Genomic DNA, 23,933 nt, shown 5'->3' on the forward strand with positions numbered 1-23,933 from the left:
TTTAACGACTTGGCACAAACCTGAACGCCCTGGCATTGAGCAGTCTTTTTCTATCTCATATCTGGATATCAAACGCAGTATGCTGTCTTTTTTTAAAAGCCCGGTTGTACCTGAGGGGTATTCAAGAGTACAACACGAACGCTACTCAAGATTACGCCTGCAGGTTATTGGTGGCGTATTCCTAGGTTACTCCGCTTATTATCTGGTACGGAAGAACTTTGTTCTCGCCATGCCCGACCTTATTGGTCAGGGATTCAGTAAAAGCGAACTGGGGATGGCTCTGTGCGCTCTGTCTCTGAGCTATGGCATCAGCAACTTTGTTATGGGAGTCTTTGCCGACCGGCTGGATGTTCGTAAGCTTATGCCGCTGTGCCTGATTCTGTCGGGATGCATCTCGCTGTTTATAGGCTTTATGCCCATTTTGCAATTGCCGCTGATGGTCATGGTCTGCCTGATGGCCCTGAATGGCTGCCTGCAAGGGGCGGGCTGGCCGTGTAGCGCCAAACTGATCGCTCACTGGTTTGTGCGTCAGGAGCGAGGGACGGCTGTGAGTATATGGAGCCTGTCGCAAAATGTCGGATGCGGTTTGCTGGGACCTCTGGCGATACTGGCAGTCGCCCTGTTTTGTGACTGGCAAAGTCTTTTTTACTTTCCAGCTTCCATTGCCATAGTGATAGCCATTGGTTGTTATTTCATGTTGAAAGACAGTCCGGAACAGTGCGGGCTACCACGACATTCAGCCGAGTTGGCTGAAGAACGTGCGATTAAACATCAACAGTCGTCTTTCAGGCAATCCTTTCGACTCTTTTGCCAGCACTGCCTGAAGCTCCCGCCGATATGGATTCTTGCTGTCGTTAACGCCTGCATTTACTTTGTTCGCTACGGCGTTATCGACTGGGCTCCCGTTTACCTGCAAGAATCCAAAGGCTTTAGTTTTAATACCTCCAGCTGGGCATTTTTTGCGTTTGAATACGCCGCTATCCCCGGCACCCTGATTTGTGGTTACCTGAGTGACAGGCACTTCCGGGGACAGCGAGCCCCGGTCAATGCATTGTTTACGACGCTGGTTCTCATTTCCATCCTGTGTTATTGGCAATGTCCGGTAGGCAACACGGCATATGGCCTGCTGTCTATGGTTGCCACGGGTTTTCTGGTTTATGGCCCTGTCATGTTGGTGCATGTCCATATCATTGACCTGGTACCTCTCCCGTTCGCAGCAACCGCAGCGGGTTTCATTGGTCTGTTCGGCTATTTCTTTGGTGCCACATCGGCCAACCTGCTGCTGGGAAAAGTACTCGACTATTATGGCTGGGATGCCTGTTTCGAGCTGCTCGCAGCAGCCTGCGCCCTGGCACTGATACTCTTGCTATTGCTATGGATATGGGAAAATATGCACCCAAATCCTGATGAGCAGTTCGCGCAACAGGCTCAGCCCGCGACGATTCCTGTAACAGCGGACAATAAGGCGGGCAATAAAACGCCATCCAGACGACATTGATCAGGTAATGAACTTTTGTGCCGGAGCACTCAGCACCCGCTTAAGACCCTGCTTATCCACCTTGCCAAGAGGCGTTCTGGGTAGCTTTTCCAGCAGGGTCATTTTGGTAGGCAGTTTGTAAGACGCGACCTCTGTGCACAGCCACTCCCGGATTTCTTTGAGATTAATATGCCTTGAAACAGGCACAACACAGGCACAGATGGCCTCACCCAGTCGATCACTGGGCGTTCCAAGAACGGCACACTCGCGTATACCCGGGTGAGCGTCCAGCATGGCTTCAATTTCAAGGGCAGAAACCCGGTAACCACCGGTTTTAATAATATCAATACTGCGTTTACCCAAAAGACGATACTGCCCATGATCCAGAATCGCCATATCACCGGTTCGAAACCAGCCCTGGCTAAACACCTGCTGGTTCAGGTCGGCTTTGCCATGATAACCCTTGAACATTTGCGGGCTGCGCACTTCCAGCTCGCCAACCCCGCTGACTTTATGGCCGCTTTCATCCACCAGGCGAACACTGACGCCTGGTAAAGGGCTGCCAAGGCAGTCAGGCCGACGTTCTCCCTGCTCCTGTTGCGATAACACCATGCCCGCCTCCGTGAGCCCATACCGCGTTAAAAGCGGTTTACCCGCCAACTTCAGCCATTGATTGTGAACGGAAGGGGGCAGGGGAGAGGAGCCCACAATCGCCAGCCTAAGGGTTCTTGCCCCATCCTGCCAGGTACGCCGCTGCACTGCAGAAGATTTGTTCCAGGCGTCAAGCATATATTGATAAATCGTTGGGACGGCGGTAAACAGCGTAAACTTCCGGCTGGCCAGTTGCTCCCACACCTTTTCAGTTTTGAATACAGGCATCAGCAGGCAGCTGGCTCCCGCAGCCAGCGTACATAACAACCCACAAACCAGCCCATGAATATGAGCAATAGGGAGAACATGCAACAACCTGTCTTCAGGAGACCATCGCCACGCCCGACACAGTGTTTTTACCTGGGCTTCGACAGAGCTAAAGGTATGAACGACACCCCTCGGATATCGACTGGTGCCACTGGTATAAATAACAACGGCTTCTTTCTGCTGATCCAGAGCAACAAGTGCAAGCGGAGAAGCCTCATGCCCAATCGCTTTCAGAATTTTTATGCCACAGCGCTGCGTCAGGAAGTGGGCATCAGATTCTTTACCGGGCGAGCAAATCAGATACCTTGCGTCAACGTCCCGAATGCGCCATTCCCACTCAGGAGCAGGCATAAGAGGATCGAGCGGGACGGCAACCCCCTCTGCCAGCCAGATAGCCAGTAATGACACCACCGACAAGGCATCACGTCCTGCCAGAAAGGGTATAAACGGACGATCCGTATCAATCTCCTGCTTTAAAACTGAGGCAAGGACTCTGGCTTGTTCGATTAATTCTCCGTAAGTGTGCTCGCCAGCGTCATCAACAACAGCAATACTGTCAGCAGGGTGGCCAATAAGCTGTGACAAAAACGACATCTGACCAGTAACCATATTAAATAAGTGGAAAAAGTATAGTCACACAAGAGCGGGTTCACAGTTTTCCGCTGTTTGAACCTGCTTTTTTATTCATTAAAGAAATCAGAAAAACATCGGGTGGATGAATCATTGAGTCAGAAATATCTGTTTTCATAGGGTGGAGTACTTATACAAGGACAACGTTCAGAGTCTGCGTATGGAACTGACGACTAAAGGCCAATTAAGATACACTGTACCACTAACGGCGTTTCCCGCTAACAGCATTTTGACCATGCTTTCCACCTGATAAGGATTCCATGCGTAACGAATACACCGCAGAAGCCATTGAGGTTCTCAGTGGTCTGGACCCGGTCCGTAAACGTCCGGGCATGTACACCGATACGACCCGACCCAACCATCTGGCCCAGGAGATTATCGACAACAGTGTCGATGAGGCTCTGGCTGGCTTTGCCAGCAAAATCAAAGTGATTTTGCACAAAGACAACTCTCTGGAAGTCATCGACGACGGTCGGGGTATGCCAACAGACATTCATCCTGAACACGGTATTTCAGGTATTGAATTGATTCTGACCCGTCTGCACGCCGGTGGTAAATTCTCCAACAAGAATTACCAGTTCTCTGGTGGTCTGCATGGCGTGGGTGTCTCTGTCGTCAACGCGCTTTCCACGGTTCTGGAAGTGACCGTTCGCCGGGATGCCAAAGTATCCCTGATCACCTTTAAAGACGGTTTTAAAGATAAAGACCTGCATGACATCGACACCTGTGGCCGTCGTAATACCGGAACAACCGTTCGTTTCTGGCCGGATGCCCAGTACTTTGATTCACCAAAGTTTTCTGTTTCCCGACTGATGCATGTACTCCGTGCCAAAGCGGTATTGTGTCCGGGATTACGGGTTGAGTTTGTTGATCATCACGCTGGCGATACCACCGAATGGTATTACGAAGACGGTTTGAAGGATTACCTGAGAGGCACTACCCATGAGTACCCAACCCTGCCTTCTGAACCTTTTACCGGTTCACTGAAAGGTGATAAAGAAGCCGTTGACTGGGCCGTTCAGTGGCTGCCGGAAGGTGGCACCCTGTTGACCGAAAGTTACGTAAACCTGATTCCAACCCCTCTGGGGGGGACTCATGTCAACGGTTTGCGAACCGGTTTGCTGGAGGCCATCCGTGAATTCTGTGAATTCCGTAACCTGTTGCCCCGCGGCGTAAAACTGGGGCCAGACGATATCTGGGAAAACTGTGCCTTTGTATTGTCTGCCAAGCTGGCTGACCCACAGTTTTCTGGTCAGACCAAGGAGCGCCTGTCTTCCCGTGAATGCGCCGCCTTTGTTTCCGGCGTTGCCAAAGACGCTTTCAGCCTGTGGCTGAACCAGCACACCGCTGAAGGCGAACAGCTGGCAGAACTGTGCATTAGCAATGCCCAGAAGCGCATGCGGAAGTCCAAAAAAGTGGCACGTAAAAAAGTCACTCAAGGCCCTGCCCTGCCCGGTAAACTGGCAGACTGTGCCAGTCAGGACATTAACTACACTGAACTGTTCCTGGTTGAAGGTGACTCGGCGGGTGGCTCAGCCAAACAGGCGCGTGACCGGGAGTATCAGGCGATACTGCCCCTGCGCGGTAAAATTCTGAACACCTGGGAAGTGGATTCCAGTGAGGTTCTGGGCTCTCAGGAAATACACGACATATCGGTAGCTCTGGGCGTCGATCCGGGTTCTGAGCAGCTGGACGGTTTACGCTACGGCAAAATCTGTATCCTTGCCGATGCGGACTCCGACGGTTTGCACATTGCCACTCTGCTCTGCGCCCTGTTTGTTCAGCACTTCCGCCCGCTGGTCGAGCGCGGTCACATTTATGTGGCTATGCCGCCGTTGTATCGCATCGATGTTGCCAAAGAAGTTTTCTATGCCCTGGATGAAGATGAGAAAGAAGGTGTTCTCGAACGCATCAGGGCTGAAAAGAAACGTGGCAAAGTTAACGTTCAGCGCTTTAAGGGACTGGGTGAAATGAATCCGCTGCAACTGCGTGAAACCACCATGTCTGCCGACACTCGTCGTCTGGTTCAGTTGTCACTGGATGACGATATTGCAGAAACCACACAGCGAATGGATATGTTGCTGGCTAAAAAGAGATCGTCGGATCGTAAGCAGTGGCTGGAGTCTAAGGGGGATTTGGTGGAAATATCCTGATTGCTTAGTGAATTTTATCGTTAAGATTGACAATTCATCAGAAAGTCTGTCAAAAACTACCCGTAAAGATTGACAAATACACTATACCTCCTACGCTTTGATATTAAGGTATCGCTGTAGGAGGAGTGTTTCATGAGCCGACGTTTTCAGCCAAAGGATCAACACGGCAGGAATATCAAGATGTCTCCTGTGAACTCTAACTGGATGTTCACGAGTCAAAAGAACAAGAATGTGCTTTTCCTTCAGACAGAAGATGAATATAAATTCTGTTATTTTCTTGAGTTTGATGCTCGAATTCAAAGCTATATCTCCCAACCCCCCAAAATAAAATATCACATTGACCAAGAATGCCATGAATATACAGCAGATTTCTTAGCTACAACTTTTTCGCATGGCGATTGTTATTTTGAAGTAAAAACAGAATCTTTTAATTTAACTGATCATAAAAAAAATGAAGATAAGTACAGGTCAATTGGATTCGATTTAAATAGGCAGGGGTATAGTTTTTATATCATTGATAATTTTATCTCGAAAAACAGATTGCTCAATGAAAATATGAAACAATTGAAAGGATACCGTAATTTAGAAGTCAATCAAGCCTACAAAAAAGCTTTTCAGGAAGTTTTTCTTAATTATGGAGATGAACCGATAAAGCTAAAAAAACTTATAAAGAATGCCTGTAGATTAATAGAAGGGAGTAAAGAAGAAGCAACTTTTCAGGCTTATGTATTGATCAGCCGGGGCATCATAGTATTCAATACCCACGAGAAATTTTCTAGGGATGTCATAGTGAGGTTTGCAGATGAAAGCGATATTAACATCTGGAATGCAGTTCCATTATAATGATAGGCTCTGTGAGGTTATCTCATGGAGTAGCAGAATAGTTCTTGTTTTAGATCTTCTTTCAAAGGCAGAGATAAGGTTACCCGAGAGAGAGATTCTAGAAGGTATTGAAAAAGGCAAAATCAAAATTATTAATGAAGATGCTGTTGACAACAAAAGACTTCAACCGAATAGTAAAGATTTACAGGCTTATGATAAAGAAAAAGTCAAAAAAGCTGAGCTTAAGTACAATATGATTAAGGCATTGGAAAATAATGGAATATCGTCTATCACTAAAAGCACTCAAGAAGAAATAAATAGTATAGCTAAATCCTTGAATACACCCCCCCCATCATGGAGAACGGTTTGTCGCTGGAAAAAGATGTATATTGAAAGTGGGAGGAGCATTAGAAGTTTAATTGATTTATATGAAAACTGCGGGGGATATGAAAGGAAAAAACCGGAGTTGCAAGAAATTATTGGTAATGTCATTAATGATGTCTACCTGACACAAGAAAGAATAAGTCTAAGTGAAACACATAGACAGCTAAAAACGATAATAAAAGAATATAATCAAAAAAATGGCACTTCTTTAACCATACCGTCCTACTCTACATTACAGAGGGAGGTAAATAGAATACCTCCCTATGAAATTAAAAAAAGAAGGGAGGGTATTAGAAAGGCTAAAGAAGAATTTAGAGAAACGAAATTTAATCAACCTCCAGAGAGAGTATTGCAACGGGCTGAGGCTGATCATACTACGCTAGATTATTTTCTATTAGATGATAAAACACTCTTGCCTATGGGTAGACCTTACATAACCGTAATTCTTGATAAATTTTCAAGGGTGCCACTTGGTTTATGCATATCATTTTATGAAGGTAGCTATCTTACTGTGGCAAAAGCTTTAAAGAGTGCGCTATTACCTAAAATGTATATAAAAGAGCAGTTTCCAAACTTAAAAAGTAATTTTCCCTATTATGGAAAAATGCAAGAGCTAACAGTAGATAATGCTAGAGAGTTTTGGTCTGATGATTTAAAGATGGCATGTTTGGATTTAGATATCAATATTAATTACGCAAGAGTTAAGAGAGGCTGGGAGAAAGGAAGTATTGAAAACTACTTTCGTCGGCAAAATGCTAGATTGATTGAAAATATCGAGGGGAAAACTTTTTCAAATATTTTTAAGAAAGATGAGTACGATTCTGCCAAGCATTCAGTAATGACATTTAATGAATTTATATGCGTATTTTACAAATGGCTTTTTGATATCTATCCGTATGAAGAGATAAGGGTGAGGAATGGAGGAGTAATTGTTCCTCATAAAGTTTGGGTTAGTAGTATAAATGATGTTCCAAGAGTGATTTTTTCAAAAGAAAGCCTTGATATTATTCTTGGTAAAACTGAATGGAGGATGCTGAAAGTCGGTGGAATTCAAGTTGATTATATCAAATATGATTCTAAAGAATTAAGTGAATATAGGGCAAAGTATCAAAACAACGAACAAGTTCTCATAAAATATAATCCTGAGGATATGGGGCTTATTTTTGTTCTTAATAAAGCTAGTGAAGAGTACTTTTCTGTTCCTGCTATTGATCAAGATTATGCGGATGGGCTAACTTACTGGCAGCATAAAATAATAAGGCGCTATGCAAAGGAAAAAATGAAACTCTCAAATCGAGAAGCTGAAGACCTCCATGCTGCCAAAGTAGAGCTTAACCTTACTATAAAATCTATCATAGAAAATAAGGCTAAAGGTAAGAAGAAAATTTCAAAAAAAATTGCTAAATTTCAAAATATTTCAACCAATGAAGGAAGAAAAAAAACAAAGAACAAAAAAACAGAAAAAAAAGCAAAGACACAAAGCTTGCCAATAAAGAGGAAGCTTAGGAATTTTGATGATGAAAATTAAACAAAAGCTTTTTAGTGAAATTTATCAGGACTGCTATGTTAAGCATGACAAGGTTGTTTCTGTTGAGAAGCTAATACAGTTCTGTTTTGATAGCTTTGACGGTATTACTGAGCCAACATGTTTATTGCTCATAGGTGATAGTGGGTTAGGCAAATCTTTAATAGCAAAAGAGTTCCATAAAAAATATCCAGACTATGATCTTAAGCTTAAAGATGTAGTCAATACTGTAAAACCAATTGTCAGATTTTCATTGCCATCGAACGCTAAAAGGTATGAGGCAATTAGAGCATTTCTGAGAGAGATCGGTGATCCACGTTGGGACTCTGGGGATTCTTTTGATTTAAAAAATGATAGGTTAATTCACTATCTAGTCAATATCTGCAAAACGCAGCTGATTTTCATTGATGAGTTCCACCATTTGACTCAATCATTTTCTACATCTCAAGTTGTTAATACAGGAGAATGGCTAAAACTTCTAATTAAAGAAACAAATATACCCATCGTTGGTTTGGGTATGCCTTGGGCACAACGAATTCAAACCACCAATAAGCAGATTGGTTCAATATTTACTATGGTAGAAGAGTTATTTCCATTCAGAATAGATAATACTGGTGATTTAGATACCTACTGTGGTTTTTTGAATACAGTAGCTATTCGGGCAGGAAAAAGACATTCCATAAAATCCGAGTGTCTTGTTAATCCTGAAGTACTATTGCCTCTATTTATAGCCAGTGAAGGCTCACCAAAACTACTTATGAAGTTGATTGCAAATGCTTTTTGCTTGTCTGATAGAAAGGAGTTGAAATTAATAGACTTCAATAAAGCCTTTAGGTTTGTTTTTGCCTCATCAAAAAACAACCCTTTCGTATCAAATTATAAGGAACTTTCTGCTCACCAAGTTGAATCAAACCCTTATTTAGATTTATCTAGGAAACAAATAATGCAACCATCTGTTAAAATCATTAACATAAGGGATGTGTTTAATTTAGGAAGGTCAGAGGGTTTTTGGTAAGAGTTGTATATCAATGGTTAAAAGTTATGTTGAATCAATTAGCATTTTTAAGTAAGCCTAAACTAAATTCTGATGAAACATTAGAAAGCTATATTTTGAGAGTTTCCATTTCAAATGCAATCCCTATGCAACAATTAATGCAGCTCATATGTTTTGATAATCAAGAAGAAATAGTAGGTTCGATACCTGCTTTTGAGTACTTCAATCTATTCCATTCAAAAACTGTTAACGATAATAGATATAACGGCCTTACTTCATTGTCTCATAGATTAGGCATGAATAGTAGAAGTTTAAGGGCTGTTGTGATTCAAAGGTCATCTAAAAAATACTCTAACAATCTGGCATCTTTATCTTATAAGAGAATAAATATACCATTACTGCTTTTTAGAAAAAAATTAATTCCAGTATGTCCACGCTGCTTAAATGACTCGGAATATATAAGATTATCTTGGCATATTGATTTGGTTAAATGTTGTAATGAACATAAAAATTATTTGTTGCATTATTGTCCTCAGTGCAAATCAGGCTTGTCTTATATTTCCAGACAGAATATATCATTATGCTCTTGTGGCTATGATTTAAAAAATGCAGCTATAACAAGTTTACCTAGCAATGACTATAGTGATTTTTTATTAAGAATTTCATCATTAGTATCTTCCTCTATAAAATCTGGAAAATCATTACCTAACAAATATTTTTCATCTGTCGGGGGTGATCTTCATCGTATTTTATCGTTTGCTGTATTTTTTTATAGTTATATCAATGAAAAAAAACATGTAGAAGAAGACCGGCTTGCTAAGTTTTTTTATTATTTCATCACAGATTGGCCTGAAAGTTTTAAGAGGTACTTGTCCGAGCGGAAGAAAAAAGGCTTTGTGCATTTAATTAAGTGCTCAAACAAAACAGGATTTAATGAAATTTTCGGAACATTACTTCTTGATGCTCAAAATCTTCCAGATAATTCTATTGGCAATAACATAATACTTAGTGAAATTTTAAGCTTCTTAAGTGAAGAAATTGAAAAAGACCGCCAAGGTAAAGGAAGGAATAAATTATCAAACCTATTACTGACAAGACAAGAAGCGGCAATTGTTTTAGGCGTAAGTATAAATTATGTCTCAAAATTGACTGCTGAAGGGTATCTGTCTCTAGCTCATAAAAAGCTAGAAGCATACATACCAATTTATTCACTGGGAGAGGTGCTCGCTATTTCGAATGGTAATTTCAGATAACTAAAATAATGTTGTATCGTGTCTCTGATATATAATTATGTAATCTTCACGAAGAATGAGTCATGAACCATAATGCTCAATTTGAAACATCCTTATTAAAACCTGTATCAGATATAACAGGGCATGAAAGTGAGTTTTTAATTCAGATAATTAATCAGTCAGCTAAAACTAATGGACAATCTTCCAAACAAGCATTTTTATTAGCCACAAAACTCCTCAAAGATAAAAGGTTTATAATCAAATGCTGTAAATCACTATCTGGATTTCTCACTCATAACCCAAAAATATTTGACGCAAAAGTTAAAGGCTGGGTCTTCGCAGATTTACCTGAATTTATCGGAGATTCTCCATACCTATATAGTGACACAATTTTACATCATCACTATTACGATAATTCTGGGAGTGCCGAATATTCAAGCAGTCGAATTTTCCTGTGTACAGAATTCATCTATAAAGATTGTCACACAACTCTCTATCATGAGTTTCTGGCAGAAAATTCTGGAATTATAGATATTTTAATGTCTATGGGTTTAAGTGTGGAGAATAAGCAATTAATAAAGTCTGCATGTCAGAGCCACAAGCAAAATCCATTTCCTGAAGTTGTTCCCGCTTATCAAATCCAAGTTTTAATTCCTTATGCGCTTGAAGAACAACAATATATTTCGATATCTCCATGCTCTTCAAGCTATGTTCAAGGAGCTGTACATGATTTTTTTATAGATAAGGGAATAACCAATCTTAATAAAAAAATTCATAATGTTCCTAGACCTCAAAATATGGGTACTTTAGCTTACAGCGCCAGAGGCGCTATCGCTGTATTGTCGCCCAAAATTAATCTTGAAAGAAAGCAAACACCATTAAAACAAGCTTTAGCTACGTTACATAGTGGAGATAGCTTACTATCAGCTGACTTTAAAAACTTCAACTTCATGCTAAAGATTAATAAAATGGCGGATTTTTTAACTAATCGTTATGATGCTATCAATTTGAAATCATCAGAAAAAGCTCACATTTTATCTAGATTGCAGCGGCAAGTATCGGCGATGTTTTCCCATCTCGATGCGCTTCGAAAAGCTTATCAATGTAACCAAGTCACACTGGAAGACATTGAAAAACTGAAATCATCCCAGAAGAATTATGTAATAAGGAAAAAGTTATCGTCAGATGAAATGCATACAATCTGGAAAGAGTCAGTTACTGAAATTCAGAAACAATTGTTAAAAAATAATCAGAACAATAACTTAATTTATCATCCTGCGTTAGTTCTATATATCAGTTATTCAGTAAAGATCCATTTGAAGCCTCTATATCAAGGTAATTTAGAGATAGCTAAACCCGAACTTCCTGTTTGGAAAAGCAAAGCAAAAGGTCAACAGACACTGGAGCAAAATCAACCATGTTATTTGTATATTCCAAATCTCAAAGTTTTTAATGCCCATGCTGATAACTCCCCATATACAACAGGACTCCCAGCCATAACAGCGCTTGTTGGTTATGTAGACAGGCTAAGACGAAACCTGATCGAAAGCACTGACATGGATATTGGCAAAACCAATGTTTCATGGTGGCTACATAGCTTTCAAACCATTACAGGGATAAAAAAACACGAGCCTGCTCGCTGGAATCTGAAAACTAGGCATCCCTTATCAGACGTTGTAAGCCGTAATTTTTGTCACCTATCTTTTGATCTTGTGCTGGAATGTAGCAATAAATTAAATAATTTTAATGATCTATGTCAGCTTCCGGAATGTTTACCTACAAAATTTGCTTCTGGTGATGTTGTTCTGGCAGATGAAGATCCATCACAGAATTGTGTGTCAGTGAAACCAATGGTTTTCCCGGCTTTAGACGAACTTGTATTGTATTTGAAATCAACAGCTGTGAGCCGCTGGTTAGTACTGGATCACTCTTCACATTTTCCTCGAATGAGTGAGAATATTTTAAGCGATTTTTCATGTGAATTTAGTCGTCATCTGACCAACAATTATGTTTCTCAACTATCATTGTCTGGTGTTGGCTATAAACTCTTGGAGTCCCCAATGATCAGAGAGGGTAGCAGGCTCAAAAATCATGCCTATGCTGAAACAGTAGTGGGTATGCAGCAGTTGTTAAAGCTTGATGCGATTACAATCAGCCAAGTTCCATTGCTACCAATATTCTGGTCTTATACTGCTACAAAAAGATTAGTTTTATGCAAAGCCTTTAAGTCGGATTCATAAAGGAAGTTTATATGATTCTTCCAACGTTTTTGAGCTATTCGAGATCATCAGCACCATCAGCAGCGTTGATGTTTGCAGAAAAGTACGATGGTCAAATAGCCCCTCTTGAGATCCATACACTACGTGGTCGAGGGGCTAAATGTGATTACAGCGCTGGACATGGAGAACAAGATACTGATTTAGGGCAGTGGATGCCACTGGCACAGGATATATGCCAGCTCCCTCACAATGCTCCCCGACTGAGAATAATTTTTTCACTTAAATATCTACCAAACTCCCTAACTCCCAACTCATGTAACAGTCTCGATTGGATAAGACGGCTAGAACAGTTAAGTAAACAATATGCACTTCGGGGCGGATACCTCTATCAAGCCCATTGTCAAATGGATGCTTTATTTCAGGGTCTGCCTTTTTGGAGAAATAATGACTCTGAAGCAATGTCAATTACAATTACAAACATCAGTGACAAAATACTCCCGCCCTATAGATTTGGTAATCTTCCATGCGAAGCAAATTATTTGGCGGACACTGACAAGGCGCAGTTTGACAGTTTAGTATCTAACATTGCAAGAGCCCTGACTGGGCAGCGTAAAATATTGCGCCTACGTATCAGTGCTTCACTTCAGAAAGATATACTTGAAGAGATTCATCCAAGTGAAGAATTTGTACAAAAGTTTCCTGACTGGCTTAAAGAAAAACACCATCAGCAGAAAAAATATCAAAAATCCAGATACTATGCTTTTTACCGTCTAGGAGATATTCGACAAGCGATGCTTAATTCGACCAAAATATCTGCTGGACTAAGATGGGATCTTTGGAATAATTCAAAAGATATTGTCCCTGTGAGTGTTTATGGTCTGAATACAAGAACCCATCAGGCTTTGCGTGGAAGAGGAAGCAATCAAGATTTTTATTCCTTATTACGTAAGGTTGAGAGTTTCAATAAAACACTCAATGAGTTCAATGGAAATATGTTGTCTGAAGAAAATATAAATAAATTTGGTGATATTCACTTTGTTATGGCAAATCTTATTAAGGGAGGTGTTTATAGTAGGGATAGTTCAAAAAATAAAAAGCAAAATTCATTAAATAGCTCTGAAGAAAAATTAATGTTGACCAATCCATAGAGGCTGATATGAAAATCCTTCATTTAAACATAATTTCCAGAGATGCTGAACCAAGATTTCTTATGGGGTATATTCTGCAACAGGCACATCCTGTTATTGCAAATGATGGTGATAGTAAAATTGGAACTATTTTCCCTGATTGGAATATAGAAACGCCGGGGAGGTGCCTAGCTTTCTATGGAAAAAAAGCGATTCTGAATAAAATATTGCAACAGAATTATTTTAAAGAAATGATCGACTTGAATATTCTTGAGGCTGTAATCGTGGAAGCTCCAATGGGTGATTTTCCAAAAGTAAGATTTATTAGAAATCAAAAAATAACAGGTAATACGCCCAATGCAATTAAGCGTAAGGTACGACGAATTATAAGCCGCCAGATCCAAAGAGGAGAAATTGATAACGAAAGCCAGTATCGCCCAAGATTGGATCAGAATCTAGGTGATTTTCCTGATACTTTTTATCACATACTTTATCTGGACAGCAGCAGTACCCAGCAGAATATGCCCCTATGTATTCAGCTAGAGTCCATTAATGAAGGAGAGAGTAAACTATGCATGGAAAGAAATACTTTTGATCATTATGGTTTTTCATCTCTATCAAAACACAGAGGAGTTGTTCCAATGGTTTCACCATTTTTTTAAAAGATTTATTTTGCTTGATGAATTTCTTTACTTATCAAAGAGATAAAGTTAGTTAGTATAAAGCCTAAAATTATTGGTATTTTTGTTTTTTTAGTGGAACTTTGCTATTTTTCAATGACTTATCTTGCGTTTTCTCTTGTTCACTGCCGCATACGCAGCTGAAAATTTTAAGTGAGGAGCCTGTCTGGGGAAACTCAGGTTCACTGCCGCATACGCAGCTGAAAATTACGCTCGATCTTGCTTTGGCATTAAATGAGGGTTCACTGCCGCATACGCAGCTGAAAATACTCGCAAGAACCTCGACCTGTCCACACTCAAGTTCACTGCCGCATACGCAGCTGAAAATTAACACTGGCGTGAACGGATGCAATATCAACCGTTCAATGCCAGCATATGCTGGATTCAATAGCTAAAACAGCTATCCTGAAGATAAAGAAACTACAATGGGCACGGATGCTGCTACTTTCAAGACCTCAACCAAATCGGCTAGAAAGCTTGCGAGGCTATATTCTCAGGCTTTCTCACGCCAATCATTATCATACGACTCAGTATGTGTTGGAATTAGCTGGTCTCTGGACAGGTAAAAATTACGACTCAGCCAGCCATTACGTACTGAAAAGTGCAGACCTATCCAAGCTAGCAAAAATCTCTGGCAATTCCCTAGAACTACTTCAGTCTTTGCAATATGGGTTGGATGAACGAAAACAGTCTCAAATTTACAATCACCAAATTGCAAATAGACACATCAGGCTGGACTTCCCCAGAATTTGCCCACAGTGTCTTGAGTCGAACAATATTGCACTTGCTATCTGGGATATCCCAGCAATAACCGTTTGCCCAGAGCACCATATACCGTTGATGGATTACTGCCCTGAATGTAATACACGGCTGCGCTGGAATCGCCCCGGAACATACCTTTGCCATTCTTGCGAGAGCGACTTTAGGGAATATACTTATGATCAAGTGACACCTGAAGAGATAAACCTTTCAAGACTGATTGCTCAGCTTTGCATGAAAAAGCAGGTAACGAACAGAACCTCTCCCCAGCCTCTAAAAAATAAAAACCTGAGGGAAGTCTTGGAGCTTACCAGCTCATTGGCTGTGCTTGATTATCAGCTTACAGATGATTATCTCTCATCAAATAAACCCCTCTCTCTAAAGACTGCCTCTAACGAGTTGCTACACAGATATTACTGCAATGCCATGACAAACCTCAATGACTGGCCTAATAACTTTTATGGTTTTTTGTCATCAAGCCGTCAAATTCGGCGCAGCAGAGGAGTTAATGCTGGAATTAGTAAAGAAATTGGAGCACCATTTTATTTGCTGAGAGCTAATCGCCAAAAAGCCATTTATCAGCCTCTATGGGAGGCTTATTGTGAATATAGGGAAATAGCCACACGGCAGACGGTCGAAGATTTAAGACAAGCTCGCCTTGAAGCCGATTTTATTCCTCTACGAACTGCCGCCAGAGAGTTAGAGATAAGACCAGAGAAGCTGTTAAAGTTCTGCAAAAAACTGAAAATTAAACTCCGGAAAGGATCAGGGCAGCAAAAACTGATATCAAGATCAAGTATCGCCCAGTTAAGTGAGTTTTTTGACAAACTACTAACCATGAGCCAAGCTGCTGAGCAGCTTGGTGTCACGGTGTATCAGCTTCGAAGCCTGATTCAAAACGATATAGTTCTTCCTTTTCGAGGCGCTACCGTTGATAAATCAAGAGACTGGCTATTTCTAACCGAATCTATAAATGAATTTTTGCAAAACGTCCATCAGCAATGCAAACCTAAGGGGCGAGGCAAAAAACGCTTGATCAGCCTCAAAAAGGCTCTAAGCCAGATAAGGTTCTATGAGTTTGGGTTAGCTGAGCTGACATCGGCTATTTTTTCTGGAAAAATCCATCCCGTCCGGTCTGGAAATGATACCAAGTTGTGTAATCTTAAGTTTTCAGTGGAAGAAGTCAGAGCTCTGCGTCCTGAGGTCGAATCTTCATCTGAGTATTGGCAACCACCAGAAATAGTGAATTATTTGGGTTGCTCAAAGCACGTTGTGTTTGGATTGCTCAACAGCGGTCAGCTTCCAATGGAAAAAATTGAACTCCCCGGTAGAACTCGACCTGTGGTTGCCTGTAAAAAAACCGCTGTAAGACAATTTCGAATAGATTTTTATATACTTTCAGAGATTGCAGTAAAGCTAGGAGTTAGTAGTCATGCTGCCCGAAGGCTACTCCTTGAACACCAGATACTTCCAGATTCCGGTACTGACATTGATGGCGGCTACTGCTGGCTCTACAGGAAAAAGAAAATATCTCAAAAAATGATGAGAAGATTACTTAATCAGCAGAATTAACCATTTATTTATTGCAGTGATGAGCTGGAACTCTGTTTCTTCAGAGCCTTTAAAAGACTCTGAAGAAAGTAAAATAGGGATAGTCAAAAGCAGACGCTTATCTCTTTCTTTCCTTAATCTTTTTCTCAAGCACTGGTTCGAGCGTGATTTGAGTTTTTTCTCCCTCGACAACCTGTGAAACCTTAGCCAAATCGCTCTTTAACCGAAGAAAACCATCTGACAGTTTTGGGTATTTTTCCAAAAACTTCATAACCATCCCTCCGGCAGCGCATAGGCATAAAACAATCTCAAAAATCGTGCTTCCAGAGTATACTTTCTTCAATGCCCAAAAGACCCCTTCACTCTTTTCCTCAGGGAAGTATGCGGGGATCTCATTATCATCTAAACATGATTGCAATGTAGAGATTACTGAGAAGTAATCGGTCAGAATATTCGCACTGACTACACCAATCTTTCTAAGCTTCTGGGACTCGTTGATGAAACTCATACTGGCAAAATTTTCTTCATAGGGCTTATCGAGCCGTATGGTCGCTGATGCCAGTGGACTAACATTTTCATTATTTATAACATCTTCATAAAAGAAAAATGTTCTATCCCCCATTGGTACACCAAAGGTGTATCCTCCTTCAGAGCTGGGATCGGACACCTGAGGTTGATCAGCTAAAAGAGTGCTTTTGCCACCATACAACTGGGAGCCTTTTTCTTGGTTCAATGACAGAAATTGACTAACGGTATCAGTCAGTGAGCGCTTAAAATCCTCATCCTTAATAAAAAGTTTATAGAAATCCATATCGTTTTTACGCTGAGCACGCATTGCAGCACCTATCATCTGCTCTTCTGCTAGCTTACGATTTTGCTTGTCCGGATTATTAGCTACTTGATTGAGATAATCTGGATTCTTCTCAACATGACTGGCAATCGTCTGGATTTTGACCTTCATCTCGTCAGGTGTGCCATCCCATCCTGCGTAATGACGATCATTGAAATTCTCAACAATCACATCCAGTGGATCTTTTTCTTCTTCTCCGTGGTAGCCACGCTGATTGGGGTTTTGAGGTGCGACTACAGCTTCGCTATCATCCAGCGCAATGTGTTCATTAAGCTTCACCCTCGCCATAGCGTAGGTGTTCATATCAATACTTTCTAGCAGCTTTTTCAGGTCTTCATTTTCAGGTGTTTTTACCTTCAGTTTAGGAATCAGGAATAACAGATACCAATGCAGCATTTCCCACTGCACATTATTGAATGGCATGATACAGGCAAGCTGTCCGTAAACCTTTGTGAACTGCTTGGCTTTGATCTTGAAGTCGATCTTTAGCTTGTCGGCTTCGTTTTCATCACCCAGTTCTGCGCCTATCTCATCAAAACGTTCAGCGGCTATATCTGCAATGGGGTGTAACTCTTCATCAGGGCGGTGTTCCCAGAATAGCCTGTTAAACTCTTCCACCTCATGCAACTCATAAACACCTACATTATCCAGCTCGTCCTTCCAGTCATGGAGAGCGTTCACATCGGTAGCTTCTTCCAGCACGGTACTAGAATAAAAGTCATCAAATGCTTTTTTTATTTCAGTGCTGGTGTTGGCAAAGTCCAGTACAAACGTGTCGTTCTTTTCCATTTTGGGGTTACAACGATTCAATCGAGAAAGTGTTTGTACAGCCTGTACCGATTGCAATTTTCTGTCCACATACATGGTGTGTAACAAGGGTTCGTCAAAGCCTGTGGTGTACTTTCTAGCGACCACAAGAATCCGGTAATCATCACTACGGAATCGATCCGGAATGTCCTTGCCAGAAAAACCGTTAACAGATTCCTCAGTATGCTCAAAGCCCTCTTTCTCTGAGAAGGCAACAATTGCCCCAAAAGGCATATTAGCTTCTTTCAGCAGGCGGGAAATGACCAAATAGTATTCATATGCCCGCTCAATACTGGAGGCTACGACCATTGCTTTAGCCTTACCTTTGAGCTTTCTACCCTTTACCACGCTTTCGATGAAGTGATTCACCATTACAGCAGCTTTTTTCTCAATCGTGTCTGGATGGCTTTCCACGTACGCTTTCAACTTGGCTTGTGCTTTTTTGCTATTGAATGCCGGATTATCTTGAACCGATTTCTGAATTTCGTAGAAGCTTTGGTAGGTAGTGTAGTTCTTCAGCACATCAAGGATAAAGTCCTCCTCAATAGCTTGCCTCATCGAATACAGGTGGAATGGATAGAATTTACCATCGTCCGGTGACTGCTTACCGAACTTCTCCAATGTGCTGTTCTTTGGTGTAGCAGTAAAAGCAAAATACGACGCATTGTCACTCATCTTACGCCCTTCCATAGCCTTGAGAATTTTGTCCTGCAAAGCATCCTCTGTATGGTCGTCTTCCATACCCAGTGACATATTTAGTTTGTCGGCACTCTTACCACTTTGGGAGGAGTGTGCTTCGTCGATAATCACCGCAAAGCGTTTTTCCGACAAGTCACCAATCCCATCCACAATAAAGGGGAATTTCTGGATGGTGGTGATAATCAGTCGCTTCCCCTGCTCCAGATGGGATCTTAGCTCATCAGATTTCTCCGCAGCTGCCACAATGTTTTTCACCTCAGAAAATTGGCGAATATTATTACGAAGCTGCTGATCGAGAATCTTCCGGTCTGTCACCACAATTACAGAGTCGAACACATTTTCCCGTCCGGTTGGGTTATAGAGTTCGATTAGCTGGAACGCCAGCCATGTGATGGAATTAGATTTACCAGAACCTGCTGAGTGCTGAATCAAATAACGTTGCCCTGCACCGTGTTGTTTGGCATGGATCAGCGCTTTTCGTACCACTTCCATCTGATGGTAACGAGGGAAGAACAGGGTCTTTTTGGTTTTCCCTTTCTTATCTTTCTCCTCCACCATTTTGGCAAAGTGCTCTAGAATCTGTACTAGAGAGTGCGGTTCCAGTACCTCATTCCATAGGTAAGCAGTTTTATATCCCTTGGGGTTAACAGGGTTCCCCTTACCATTATTGACACCTTTGTTGAACGGTAGGAAGTAAGTGCTTTTGCCATTCACCTGAGTGGTCATAAACACTTCGTCAGTATCGACAGCAAAATGTACCAGACACTGACCAAACCGGAACAAAGTGGTTTTTGGATCACGAGTTTCCCGATACTGCTTCATGGCATTGTGAACAGTCTGTTTGGTCTGGGGTTTTTTCAGTTCAAAAGTTGCCAGAGCCAAGCCATTCACAAACAGCACCATATCTACAGATTTACCCGGTTCGGTTTCGGAATAATGCACCTGCCGGGTAACAGAGAAGATATTTTGCTCGAACAGCGTTTTCTGATGGGGGTTCAGGCTGTTGTAAACCCCTTTGTAGGTCAGTTGAAGATGAGCATCGTTTATCTGAAGCCCTTTCTTCAAAATGGTGACCACACCGTCCTTGCGGATTTTGTTGCTCAGTCTTTCCAGAACAAGCTGTTCCCAGTTAGGCAGGTTTTTAAGCTTTGCCAGCTCTTCTGGCTGAGTGGTGTACAGAAACTGCCAGAACAAAGTTTTATCGATAGCAAACCGGCGATCAAAATCCGCTGGATTGCCTGCTACATAGCCTTTGCCTCGTTGCCTTACCATACCGTAACTGGCAGGTGGTTGAGCGGATGCTCCCCGCTGTTCACGACAGTCGCCAGTTAGGGCAATTTCTATAGCTTGTTCCAGTGCATCTTCGCCGGTATTGCTAACCATGCTGACTCCTTTCCTAGACTTTGATTTTTCCGGTGGTGGTGTGGGTGATCAGGGTTTGTTTAAATTCTTGGAGTTTTACAAGAGATTTCTTCGTTGAATTGACAATCTCATCAATTCTGTGAAACTCATTATCGATATATTCTAAAATTTCATCCTGCTCCTTTAGAGGTGCTATGAGGAGCGGAAAGTCCCCCAATGCTTCTCGGTTGACCTTAGGCATTGCGACTCTCATAGCTGCATTTATGGCCGGAGTTGTAAAAGCATTGGTCATGATGAACCAAAGAAGAAATCTTTGTCTTAAGCAAGATTTAGTCTTAAGTACATACATATCAGCGCTACAAAGAGCTTTAACAGGCGAAATACATGCTTTTCTTAACGCTGGACGGATTTTGCTGTAAATTAAGTCTCCTTGTTCAACTAAGTACTTACCACTATCAGCTCCCTGCTCTTTGGCAGTTTCAAGCTTGAGTATTTTCCCAGTTGAACTCTCAATATGATTTGGCGCAATTAATGTCAAAGACGCATGAGGTTCTTTGCGAGGGTCAACTTGACCACTGGTAACTCTTGCACAATATTTAAAACGTCTCACTTCCCAATGCTCAGGAACCTCCCCAAGCCAAGCTATACCAGTGTCTTTCATTTTGACATCAGGGTTCAGCCCCTTGGTGACAGCTCGGTTGAGCAGAATGGCTTTCTGCTCGTTCAGTAGCTGGATAAGCTCCTGCTTTTTGGCAATGGCAGCATCGATTTCTGCAGTTTTGAGGTCGAGGAAATCGATGATGCGAGAGACATCTTGCTCCGGCGGAGCTGGTGAATAAATTGTTTTGAAATCCTCGTATCGCAGACTATTCATATCGTCACATAAGCCATACGAATGACGATTCGCTTCTTTTATAAAGAGTCCTGTCCGATACAGGTAGTGAAAATAGCGGGAGTACAGCTTATTTTTGGTATTCAATATGATATATGCAGGGCTAACTATCCCGTCATACTTAGATTCGCCAATTGCCCCCTGCCACATTCGCATCTTGTTGTATGCCAAGTCTCCCCGACGAACCACTTTATACTTTGACTTGTCATCATTGGAGGAGTCTTTCTTCGTGGTTATTTCAGACTGCTTGATAACCCCCCTTTTGATGGTAACAGCAAGTAACTCCATTTCAGGCTGATTAATTTCTTTTCGCTCTTTGAACAGACCAAGATTTCGAGTTACATTCCAATGCTCTGGGATATCACCTAGCCAAGGTACACCAGAGTCTTTATATGTATCGTATTTCGGGTATTGAAAAGAGGTTTTCATCACTTAGCCTCCCCAAAGCTAACCAGCTTCTTCAATAGCCCTTCTGTTTCGCTTTCCAGATTCAAAATATCCTTTGTTACTTCTTCCAGAGAACGCAGCGGTTTGTGCTGATAGAAGTATTTGTTAAAGCTGATTTCACAACCGATTAGGGTTTTATCGATTGCAATCCATGCGTCGTCCACATGGGGGCGCACTTCATCAATAAAGTACTGGTGGATATCTTCATTCAGAGGGATATTTTCGGTATCACGCAACTCGGAGTCCGCCTCATATTCCGTAAACTTGCTGCCTTCTAAATGCCAGAAACCGTAATCCTGAAGGCTTTCATTGTCGTCCTCCAAATGCTCAAGGGAACCAGAGAGGGCATCTGTTACTTGGCTCAGCGAGTGAACCTTTTTAACAACAGGCTTGGCATTTTCATCTCGCCAACTGACAGCGTTGAGAATCTGGTTCTTGTCAGAGGGAGAGAGCTTCAAACCAAGGGTTTTCAGTGCTTTACTGAAATCACCCTTGAACTGATTGAAGTCGTTAGTCTGCTTCTGCCCCACATTCGCCATAATCTGCTGGGCATGATCCATCAAATTTTTCTGGTCATCCCATGTTTTCTGCGCCAGCAGCTTGTCACGATTCTTCTTGGTCAGGTTGTCTCCCTGATCTTCAAAATGCTGGATAATTGCTTTGCGGTGATCTTTTAGGGTTTCCTTCTCATAGACAGCTTCACCATACTGTTGGTAAATCCACTCCATTTGTTCCTGCAACGCAGCCACAAAACGCAGCTTGCTGACACGTTCTTCAGTAAACTGGGCAGACTTTCGCAGAGGGCGCTCTACAGTCACCTTGTGATAGCCAAAATCACTGTTATCAAAGACTTTGGCAATCTCACTTTGCTCGCTATCCGCCATTTGGTGGTAGAGCTTGGTTAACTCTTCTACATGATCATCAGTCAGTTCGCAGTTCTTCTCACCAAGGTTTTTACGCAGTTTACGGTACATATCCTGAGCATTCAGCAACTGTACCTTTCCTTTGCGATGGGTAGACTTGTTGTTGTTCAGAATCCAGATGTATGTTGTGATGCCTGTGTTATAGAACAGGTTGTTTGGCAGCTGAATGATGGCTTCCAGAAAATCATTCTCGACAATATAGCGGCGAATATTGCTTTCACCACTACCCGCTTGGCCTGTAAACAGAGAAGAACCATTGTGTACTGAGGCTATACGAGAACCCATGCCGTTATCTTTGGCAGACTTCATCTTGTCTACCATTTCCATCAGAAACAGGAGTTGTCCGTCTGAGGATGACGGATATGCTTTTTGGAAACTATGTACACCTTTGAAATCTGGCAGGTTGACCTCAAACCGAGATTGAAGGATCTCTTTACCTTCAACGACAAATTTCTGCTCAGTAGACCAGCTTTTTCCGTAAGGAGGATTGGAGAGCATAAAGTCGAAGCGTGTCCCTTCAAACTCATTACTGGCGATAGTAGAGCCAAAACGAATGTTCTCAGGGTTATTTCCCTTGATCATCATATCGGACTTGCAGATGGCGTAAGTCTCACCGCTGCTCTCTTTACCGTATAGGTGAACGGCTGATTTAGAGGTGATCTGTCCCTCAGGATCAGTAATAAAATTCTGGGATTCGGTCAACATACCGCCAGAACCACATGCTGGGTCATAAATGGTAATAACCGGAGGAAGTTGCTCTTTCACTTCCAGAAACAGGAAGTTGGTCATCAGCTTGATCACTTCACGGGGAGTAAAGTGCTCACCAGCTTCTTCGTTATTTTCTTCGTTAAATTTACGGATCAACTCTTCGAACACATAGCCCATACCAAGGTTGGTAAGAGCTGGCAGAGTACGCCCTTCAGGGTCTTTACCCGGCTTAGAACTAAGGTTGATATCTGGAGAGACAAACTTCTCAATCACGTCATGCAGCTTGTCCGCTGTTGCGAGCTTATTGATCTGGTTGTAGAGATCAAACTTCTGGATAATTTCTTTCACATTGTCTGAGAAGCTATCCAGATAATGTTTGAAGTTGTTCACAAGTTGAGAGGGGTTGCCTGCCAGATCCTTCAGGCAGATATCTGCTGTGTTGTAGAACACGTAGCCAGAGGCTTCTTTCAAGGCATCAGGATCTTGATCTGGCATACCAAATTCTTCCATCTGGAAGGCAACTTCTTCCTTTACCTGCTCCTTGGTTTCTTCTAGCAGGCAATCCAGACGACGCAGGACGAACATAGGCAGAATAACGTCACGGTACTTACCACGGACGTAGACATCCCGCAGACAGTCGTCGGCTATCGACCAGATAAAACTTACGATTTTGTGATGAACTGAGTGATCCATAGGTGACCTGAAACTTAATGTTAGCTTTAAAAACGGTAAGGTGAGCCGCAAAGAATGACCAGTATCTTACTAACAGACCGG

At 42.0% G+C, this 23,933-nt stretch carries 14 protein-coding genes; 10 read left to right on the plus strand and 4 right to left on the minus strand.

Translation table 11 applies throughout. The features are described 5' to 3' along the window. Positions 1-79: 79 nt before the first annotated feature. The gene (locus NX720_RS07095; RefSeq protein WP_262600327.1) at positions 80-1,498 is read left to right on the plus strand and encodes an MFS transporter; all 1,419 of its coding nucleotides are present in this window, start codon (positions 80-82) and stop codon (positions 1,496-1,498) included. On the opposite strand, the gene NX720_RS07100 is transcribed toward NX720_RS07095, so the two are convergent. Beyond that, a complete protein-coding gene (locus NX720_RS07100) occupies positions 1,499-2,980 on the minus strand; it encodes an AMP-binding protein (protein WP_262600328.1) in 1,482 nt (493 codons plus the stop codon). It abuts the gene before it with no gap. A 305-nt stretch (positions 2,981-3,285) separates the two neighbouring features. On the opposite strand from NX720_RS07100, the gene parE reads away from it, so the two are divergent. The 9 genes from parE (at position 3,286) to NX720_RS07145 (ending at position 16,492) form a co-directional block, all read left to right on the plus strand. Next, entirely contained in the window at positions 3,286-5,178 is a 1,893-nt protein-coding gene (gene parE, locus NX720_RS07105) for a DNA topoisomerase IV subunit B (protein WP_262600329.1), read from the plus strand. 132 nt (positions 5,179-5,310) lie between these two features. After that, positions 5,311-6,021: a hypothetical protein gene (locus NX720_RS07110; RefSeq protein WP_262600330.1), complete on the plus strand. Its 711-nt coding sequence runs from the start codon at positions 5,311-5,313 to the stop codon at positions 6,019-6,021. Then, positions 5,981-7,912 carry a Mu transposase C-terminal domain-containing protein gene (locus NX720_RS07115; RefSeq protein WP_262600332.1) on the plus strand — a complete coding sequence of 644 codons (1,932 nt, stop codon included), beginning with the start codon at positions 5,981-5,983 and terminating at the stop codon, positions 7,910-7,912. The genes NX720_RS07110 and NX720_RS07115 overlap by 41 nt, the downstream gene beginning before the upstream one ends. Next, positions 7,899-8,924, plus strand: a complete 1,026-nt coding sequence (locus NX720_RS07120) for a TniB family NTP-binding protein (protein WP_262600334.1) — start codon at positions 7,899-7,901, stop codon at positions 8,922-8,924. Before NX720_RS07115 ends, NX720_RS07120 begins: the two co-directional genes overlap by 14 nt. Next, positions 8,918-10,156 (plus strand): TniQ family protein, encoded by a 1,239-nt coding sequence (locus NX720_RS07125; protein ID WP_262600335.1) that lies wholly within the window; start codon positions 8,918-8,920, stop codon positions 10,154-10,156. The genes NX720_RS07120 and NX720_RS07125 overlap by 7 nt, the downstream gene beginning before the upstream one ends. A 62-nt stretch (positions 10,157-10,218) precedes the next feature. After that, positions 10,219-12,375: a type I-F CRISPR-associated protein Csy2 gene (locus tag NX720_RS07130; protein ID WP_262600336.1), complete on the plus strand. Its 2,157-nt coding sequence runs from the start codon at positions 10,219-10,221 to the stop codon at positions 12,373-12,375. A gap of 11 nt (positions 12,376-12,386) precedes the next feature. Continuing rightward, positions 12,387-13,502, plus strand: a complete 1,116-nt coding sequence (locus tag NX720_RS07135) for a type I-F CRISPR-associated protein Cas7f/Csy3 (protein WP_262600337.1) — start codon at positions 12,387-12,389, stop codon at positions 13,500-13,502. Between the two features lie 8 nt (positions 13,503-13,510). After that, complete coding sequence (gene cas6f / locus NX720_RS07140; RefSeq protein WP_262600338.1) at positions 13,511-14,143, plus strand: type I-F CRISPR-associated endoribonuclease Cas6/Csy4; 633 nt, start codon at positions 13,511-13,513, stop codon at positions 14,141-14,143. Positions 14,144-14,536: 393 nt separating this feature from the next. Next, positions 14,537-16,492, plus strand: coding sequence for a TniQ family protein (locus NX720_RS07145; RefSeq protein ID WP_262600339.1), 1,956 nt, complete (start codon positions 14,537-14,539; stop codon positions 16,490-16,492). Positions 16,493-16,589: 97 nt separating this feature from the next. On the opposite strand, the gene NX720_RS07150 is transcribed toward NX720_RS07145, so the two are convergent. The 3 genes from NX720_RS07150 to NX720_RS07160 are packed head-to-tail and all read right to left on the minus strand — an operon-like array spanning position 16,590 to position 23,852. Next, the gene (locus NX720_RS07150) at positions 16,590-20,210 is read right to left on the minus strand and encodes a type I restriction endonuclease subunit R (RefSeq protein WP_318654099.1); all 3,621 of its coding nucleotides are present in this window, start codon (positions 20,208-20,210) and stop codon (positions 16,590-16,592) included. A gap of 13 nt (positions 20,211-20,223) precedes the next feature. Further along, complete coding sequence (locus tag NX720_RS07155; protein ID WP_262600341.1) at positions 20,224-21,510, minus strand: restriction endonuclease subunit S; 1,287 nt, start codon at positions 21,508-21,510, stop codon at positions 20,224-20,226. Next, positions 21,510-23,852: a type I restriction-modification system subunit M gene (locus tag NX720_RS07160; RefSeq protein ID WP_262600343.1), complete on the minus strand. Its 2,343-nt coding sequence runs from the start codon at positions 23,850-23,852 to the stop codon at positions 21,510-21,512. The genes NX720_RS07155 and NX720_RS07160 overlap by 1 nt, the downstream gene beginning before the upstream one ends. Between the last annotated feature and the right edge of the window lie 81 nt (positions 23,853-23,933).

Origin of the sequence: Endozoicomonas euniceicola (assembly GCF_025562755.1) — a bacterium.
Lineage (GTDB): Bacteria > Pseudomonadota > Gammaproteobacteria > Pseudomonadales > Endozoicomonadaceae > Endozoicomonas_A > Endozoicomonas_A euniceicola.

What these genes read in the sequence shown, in the direction of transcription:
- NX720_RS07095 (WP_262600327.1), top strand. Translation starts at nt 80, where the DNA reads ATGCTGTCTTTTTTTAAAAGCCCGGTTGTACCTGAGGGGTATTCAAGA.
- parE (WP_262600329.1), top strand. Translation starts at nt 3,286, where the DNA reads ATGCGTAACGAATACACCGCAGAAGCCATTGAGGTTCTCAGTGGTCTG.
- NX720_RS07110 (WP_262600330.1), top strand. Translation starts at nt 5,311, where the DNA reads ATGAGCCGACGTTTTCAGCCAAAGGATCAACACGGCAGGAATATCAAG.
- NX720_RS07115 (WP_262600332.1), top strand. Translation starts at nt 5,981, where the DNA reads ATGAAAGCGATATTAACATCTGGAATGCAGTTCCATTATAATGATAGG.
- NX720_RS07120 (WP_262600334.1), top strand. Translation starts at nt 7,899, where the DNA reads ATGATGAAAATTAAACAAAAGCTTTTTAGTGAAATTTATCAGGACTGC.
- NX720_RS07130 (WP_262600336.1), top strand. Translation starts at nt 10,219, where the DNA reads ATGAACCATAATGCTCAATTTGAAACATCCTTATTAAAACCTGTATCA.
- NX720_RS07135 (WP_262600337.1), top strand. Translation starts at nt 12,387, where the DNA reads ATGATTCTTCCAACGTTTTTGAGCTATTCGAGATCATCAGCACCATCA.
- cas6f (WP_262600338.1), top strand. Translation starts at nt 13,511, where the DNA reads ATGAAAATCCTTCATTTAAACATAATTTCCAGAGATGCTGAACCAAGA.
- NX720_RS07145 (WP_262600339.1), top strand. Translation starts at nt 14,537, where the DNA reads ATGCTGGATTCAATAGCTAAAACAGCTATCCTGAAGATAAAGAAACTA.
- NX720_RS07150 (WP_318654099.1), bottom strand. Translation starts at nt 20,210, where the DNA reads ATGGTTAGCAATACCGGCGAAGATGCACTGGAACAAGCTATAGAAATT.
- NX720_RS07155 (WP_262600341.1), bottom strand. Translation starts at nt 21,510, where the DNA reads ATGAAAACCTCTTTTCAATACCCGAAATACGATACATATAAAGACTCT.
- NX720_RS07160 (WP_262600343.1), bottom strand. Translation starts at nt 23,852, where the DNA reads ATGGATCACTCAGTTCATCACAAAATCGTAAGTTTTATCTGGTCGATA.